Origin of the sequence: Pseudomonas sp. MD195_PC81_125, assembly GCF_014060985.1 — a bacterium.
In the GTDB taxonomy this organism is placed as follows: Bacteria; Pseudomonadota; Gammaproteobacteria; order Pseudomonadales; family Pseudomonadaceae; genus Aquipseudomonas; species Aquipseudomonas parakoreensis.
Genome location: NZ_JABULD010000186.1, coordinates 1 through 3487 on the forward strand (window position 1 = coordinate 1; position 3487 = coordinate 3487).

The 3487-nt window shown below is 61.8% G+C and carries 3 protein-coding genes and 1 pseudogene; 2 read left to right on the plus strand and 2 right to left on the minus strand.

Features of this window, described 5'->3' with window-relative positions; all coding sequences use genetic code 11:
• Positions 1-75 precede the first annotated feature (75 nt).
• Positions 76-972 (minus strand): LysR family transcriptional regulator, encoded by an 897-nt coding sequence (locus tag HT737_RS07970; RefSeq protein WP_182402119.1) that lies wholly within the window; start codon positions 970-972, stop codon positions 76-78.
• 120 nt (positions 973-1092) lie between these two features.
• On the opposite strand from HT737_RS07970, the gene HT737_RS07975 reads away from it, so the two are divergent.
• Complete coding sequence (locus HT737_RS07975) at positions 1093-1848, plus strand: SDR family NAD(P)-dependent oxidoreductase (protein ID WP_182402121.1); 756 nt, start codon at positions 1093-1095, stop codon at positions 1846-1848.
• A gap of 171 nt (positions 1849-2019) precedes the next feature.
• On the opposite strand, the gene HT737_RS07980 is transcribed toward HT737_RS07975, so the two are convergent.
• Positions 2020-2457, minus strand: coding sequence for a multidrug/biocide efflux PACE transporter (locus tag HT737_RS07980; protein WP_121186794.1), 438 nt, complete (start codon positions 2455-2457; stop codon positions 2020-2022).
• A gap of 88 nt (positions 2458-2545) precedes the next feature.
• Here HT737_RS07980 and HT737_RS07985 point away from each other — a divergent pair.
• Positions 2546-3401: pseudogene (locus tag HT737_RS07985) on the plus strand (LysR family transcriptional regulator).
• Positions 3402-3487 lie beyond the last annotated feature (86 nt).

Sequence of the window (3487 nt, forward strand, 5' to 3'; positions counted from 1 at the left end):
GATCTTTTTGATCTTGTTTTTTACAAGCAAAATCAAAAGATCGCAGCGTGCCGCAGCTCCTACAGGTGAAGTCGGTCAGAGCGTCGAACGAATCACATCCCCCAGCCACTCCATGAACACCCGCACCCGCAACGGCAAATGCCGTTGCCGCGCATACAGGATTGAAATGCCCATCGCCGGCGCGGTGAACTGCGGCAGCACCGTCACCAGCTCTCCGGTGTCCAGGTGCGGCTGCATGCCGGTGCGCGGTACCTGAATCAGGCCGAATCCGCCAAGACAGGCCGACTCATAGGCATCGGTGCTGTTGACCGTGACACTGCCGGCCATCGGCAGGCGCCGCACCTGACCGTCCTGTTCATACACAAACCCTTCCGAGCGCGAACCGAGCACCCCGACGTAATGCACCAGTCGATGCTGCGCCAGATCCTCCAGCGTCTGCGGCACGCCGTAGCGTTCAAGGTACGCGGGGCTGGCGCAGTTGATCATCGGGAAGTCGCCCAAATGCCGCGCCACCACCGACTGATCCGGCTGCGCACCGATGCGCACCACGCAATCGAAACCCTCGCTGAGCAGATCGACGCGGCGGTCGGTGCTGCTGATTTCCAGTTCCAGATTCGGGTGGCGCGCCATGAACTCAGGCAGCAGCGGCATGATCAGGCGTCGCGCCAGAATGTTCGGCATGTCGACGCGAATCCGCCCGCTCAGCGACGCTGGATCCTGGCGAAACAGACCCTCGATCTCGTCCATGTGCGACAGCAGATCCTTGCTGCGTTCATACAGCACCAGACCGTCCTGCGTCGCCTGCACCTTGCGCGTGGTGCGTTGCAGCAGGCGCGTGCCGAGCAGGCTTTCCAGAGCCTGCACATGCTCGGACACCGTCGAGCGCGGCAGCCCGAGACTCTCGCCGGCCAGGGTGAAACTCGACAGTTCGCTGACCCGGACGAAGGTGCGCAGCAATTCCAGTTTGTTCATGAGGACACCCGTTGATTGTTCGGCTTAGCCGATCAGTGATTCCGGTTTCAGTCTGTTTATCACCCCACGGCGGACAAATAAACTTTGCTCATCACCACTCACCGCAATCGAGGATTTCACATGAGCCGCAAAATCGCATTGATCACCGGCGCCAGCCGTGGCTTGGGCAAGAACGCCGCCCTGCACCTCGCCGCCGAAGGCGTGGACATCATCGGCACCTACAACAGCCGCGCCGATGAAGCCCAGGCGCTGGTGGCTGAACTGGAACAACGCGGCGCCAAAGCCGTGATGCTGCAACTGGATGTGGGCCGCAGCGAAAGCTTTGCCGATTTCGCTTCGCGGGTTGAGCAGGCGTTGCAGCACTTTGATCGTCCGCGCTTCGACTTCCTGATCAACAACGCCGGGATTGGCGTGCACGCACCGTTCGCCGAGACCACCCCTGAACAGTTCGACCTGCTGATGAACATCCAGCTCAAAGGGCCGTTCTTCCTGACTCAGCAGCTGCTGCCGCTGATTAATGACGGTGGACGCATTATCAACATCTCCAGCGGCCTGACCCGCTTCAGCCTGCCGGGCTACGCCGCCTACGCAGCGATGAAAGGTGCGATGGAAGTGTTGACCCGCTATCAGGCCAAGGAGCTGGGGGCGCGGCAGATCGGCGTGAACATTCTGGCGCCGGGCGCCATCGAGACTGATTTTGGTGGCGGCGCGGTGCGCGACAACGCCGCGTTGAACGCGATGGTTGCGAGCAACACCGCACTGGGACGCGCCGGGCAACCGGATGACATCGGTGGCGCGCTGTCGATGCTGCTGGCGCCGGGTGCGCAGTGGATCAACGGGCAGCGGGTTGAGGCGTCGGGCGGGATGTTTCTCTAACCCCCCCGACTCACTAAAAACTTTCTTGGTGAGAGCCTCTGTGGCGAGGGGATTTATCCCCGATGGACTGCGCAGCAGGCCCTTCTTTTCTGGATAAAAAGAAGGGCCGCTACGCGCCCCATCGGGGATAAATCCCCTCGCCACAGGTTTTACATTCGCCACAGGTTGTGGTTATCCCGCGCATACCCGGCGGGTCACAAACCGCTCGCGCACCACGTCATACCCCCAGTGATACACATAGGTGTACGGCAGGAAAAACAGCAGCACGCCGATGTCCAGCAAGAACGCCTGCCACAGGCTGACCGACAGCCACCAGGCAATCAGCGGCACGCCCATCACGATCAACCCGCCCTCAAACAGCAGCGCATGGATCACCCGCGTCCAGGCGTTGTGCCCCAGGTTCAGGCGCTTGAGCGCCCGGTCGAAGAGACCGTTGAACAGCACGTTCCACGCCAGCGCCAGCACGGCGATCAGCACGGTCACCGCGCCCATGTCGAGCAACGGTTTTTGCATGATCCACGCCAGCAACGGTGTGCAGATCAGGATCGCCAGACACTCGAAACCGATGGCCTGGAAGATACGTTCAGTGATGGATTTGTTGGCAGTCATGGCCTGACTCCTTGAGTGAGAGGGTTGCCATGATCCGCCCCCACACCGATACTTCATAACCAATAACCATCGACCAAGGCGATAGTTCATGGCTTCGCAGGAAGTGCTATTGGCGTTTGTGCAAGCGGCCACTCAGGGTTCGTTCTCGGCGGCGGCGCGCAAGTTGGGGCGCAGTCAGTCGACCATAAGCGCCGCTGTGGCCAGCCTGGAGATCGATCTGGATCTGATGCTGTTCGACCGCAGCAGCCGCAAACCGACCCTGACCCCGGCCGGGCATGTGATGCTGCAACGGGCCGAGGCGATTCTGGCGGCCAACCATCGTATGGCAATGAGCGCCCGGCAACTGGCCCAAGGTGTCGAGCCGAAGCTGACCGTGGCGATTTCCGACACCTATCAATCGGCACGCTTCGAAGCGGCGCTGGTCGACTTCGAGCAGCGTTACCCGGACCTGGAACTGGAATGCCTGATCGCCGAGTGCGACGACCTGATCGAACTGGTTCAGCGTGGCCGCGCCCATCTGGCGTTTGCGGAGATGCGCGACAGCTATCCGCCGGACCTGGTGACCTCGACGGTCGCCGAGCGCACCGACATCGCGCTGTTCGTCAAACGTGATCATGTGCTGAGCGGCATCCAGGGTGTCGATCAGCAGGTGCTGGAGCAGCATCGCGAGTTGCGCCTGGCGACCATCGTCAATCCCTACGACAGCCGGGCCAAAGGCCGGGTGTGGTCGGCGCCGAGTTACCTGATGCTGATGGAGATGGCGGAAATGGGCTTCGGCTGGGCGGCGTTGCCACGCTGGCTGGTGGGGCGTTTCGGCAATGGCTCGCTGGTGGAGCTGACGGTGCGTGGCTGGCCACGGCCGGTGTATGTCGATGCGTTGTGGTCGCGGGTCTATCCGCCGGGGGCCGGCGGGGAGCTGGTTGCTGAGCAAGATGCTGGAATAGCGGCGCCGCCAATCGCTGGCAAGCCAGCTCCCACAAGTACCGAGGTGTTCATTAACTTTGTGTACGGCGCAGACACTGTGGGAGCT

Excerpts from the sequence above, each read along its gene's own strand:
- HT737_RS07970 (WP_182402119.1), bottom strand. The coding sequence starts at position 972 with ATGAACAAACTGGAATTGCTGCGCACCTTCGTCCGGGTCAGCGAACTG.
- HT737_RS07975 (WP_182402121.1), top strand. The coding sequence starts at position 1,093 with ATGAGCCGCAAAATCGCATTGATCACCGGCGCCAGCCGTGGCTTGGGC.
- HT737_RS07980 (WP_121186794.1), bottom strand. The coding sequence starts at position 2,457 with ATGACTGCCAACAAATCCATCACTGAACGTATCTTCCAGGCCATCGGT.